General features: G+C 53.9%; 1 protein-coding gene and 1 pseudogene. One reads left to right on the forward strand and one right to left on the reverse strand.

Annotated elements, in window-relative coordinates; genetic code table 11:
* The coding region (istA, locus tag BEI65_RS24285) for an IS21 family transposase (protein ID WP_099065437.1) at positions 1-1112 on the reverse strand (1112 nt) is incomplete at its 3' end.
* 348 nt (positions 1113-1460) lie between these two features.
* On the opposite strand from istA, the pseudogene nthA reads away from it, so the two are divergent.
* Positions 1461-2020 (forward strand): annotated as a pseudogene (gene nthA / locus BEI65_RS24290) (nitrile hydratase subunit alpha).
* Positions 2021-2045: the final 25 nt, after the last annotated feature.

Consider the following 2045-nt stretch of genomic DNA (forward strand, 5'->3'; position numbering starts at 1 on the left):
TCCACCTGACTGACCTGCTGCCAGAGCGGGGCGTGATGCTCCGGCACGGTCTGCCAGCCGGATGCAGCCGAACAGAGACGGTGCGATGCCATCTGCTGCTCATTACTGTAGATCCGCAGTTCATCATCCAGCGAGATCCGTATTGATACCGGCTGGCCACACAGGCTTTCCGGCACGCTGTAACGGTTTCCGCCAACCTCGATATAGCCATCCCAGGAGACATGACGGATATCGAAGTAGCTGGTATCGAAGTCCGTATCCGGCAACGGCTGCAGATGCTCCTGTTCCTGCGTGAAGCGCTGTTCCGGTGTCTGCCTGAACTGGCGAAGTTCTCGCCTGTCGGCATCGTCAGCCATCCACTGCTCCAGTAGCTGATTAACCTGGGCGAAGCTGTCGAACCGGCGGTACCGGACGAAGAAGTTCTCCTTGAGGTATTTCACCATCCGCTCCACCTTACCTTTGGTTCTGGCCCTTCGTGGACGGCATGCCCGTGGCAGGAAGCCATAGTGATCGGCCAGCAGCAGGAACCCGGAGTTGAACACCATCTTCCCGTTGTTATTTTTCAGCACTGCGGCTTTCTGATTATCGACCAGCACGGTTTTCACGCTGCCGCCGAAGTAGCGGAAGGCGCGGACCAGTGACTCATAGGTATGTTCAGCATCCTGCTTTGGTGCCGCGAAGACATGGAAGCGACGTGAGAACCCCAGCGTGTTAACCGCGAAGTTAACCCTGCATCGTTGCCCGGCAACCTCAGCCTCAACTTCTCCCCAGTCATGCTGGAGCTGGTAACCGGGCTGAGTTTCGAAGCGAACCGTTTTCTTCGATGGCCGCATCTTACGTTTTGGCTGGATGTAGTAACGCAACATGGAGCGTCCGCCGGTATAACCCATCGCTTTGATTTCCGCGAGGATGACCTCGCCGTTCCAGACATTCTCAGCCAGACGCATGTCGATATAGTCCATGAACGGCCTGAGTTTGGCCATTTTGTGGCGTGTTTTTCTGGCCGGAGGTTCCGGGTATTTCAGGTACCGTCTGACAGTCCGCTCAGAGCAACCAACCTGAGTGGCAATATCAACAATATACGCACCCTGCTGGCGCATTTGCTTTATCATGTAAAAGTCCTCATGAGCATGTTTGGTCAGGACGAAACACTGTTCAGTGGTGTGCTGCGTTACACCAGCGTTTTTGATTTGACCTGCCACCCAACTCTGACATTGCCCTGCGGGCGTACTGCTGCAGGCGCACCAATCGCCTTCCAGCTTGTTGCACCACATTTTGGCGAAACCGCATTGATACAGTCTGGCTGGGCGTGGCAGCAGGTTACTGACTGGCATCGCACTCATCCCGCCCTTTAATTTTCTTTGCTCCAGCCAACAGGCTGGAGCAATCAGTTATGAATCACTTACAGTGGAGTCAGCATATCAAATCATGATGTCTTACCTTCCGAAAATGCCATCAAAGTGCGGGCGATTCAGTCATTCCTGACGGAGAAAGGTCAGCTCGATCCAGAAACTTCAGACGCCATCGTGGACTATTTTGAAAACAAGATCGGTCCCCGTAACGGTGCCAGTGTCGTGGCGCGCGCCTGGCTTGATGCCGAATTTAAAAAAAGCTGCTTGAAGATGGCACGGCTGCCATCAGCGAGATGGTTTTTTCAGGTGCCGAAGGCGCAGTCATTCACGTCCTCGAAAACAGTGATGCGGTACATAACATCGTTGTTTGTACGCTGTGCTCCTGCTATCCGTGGCCGGTTCTGGGATTGCCGCCAATCTGGTTTAAATCTGCACAGTACCGCTCCCGTGTGGTGATTGATCCAAGAGGCGTGCTGAAGAAGTTCGGTACTGAGCTTCCACCGGAGAAAGAAATTCGCGTTTGGGACAGTAATGCCGAAATTTGCTATTTCGTACTGCCGCAACGCCCGGCTGGTACGGAGAACCTGAACGAAGAACAACTGGCCGCGAGAGTAAGGCGTGATTCAATGATTGGTACGGGCCTCCTCTACCGGCGTAGGCTTCAATAAAGCCGGTAATGACTCCAACTTATTG

Origin of the sequence: Serratia sp. BW106 (assembly GCF_002607755.1) — a bacterium.
In the GTDB taxonomy this organism is placed as follows: Bacteria; Pseudomonadota; Gammaproteobacteria; order Enterobacterales; family Enterobacteriaceae; genus Serratia; species Serratia proteamaculans.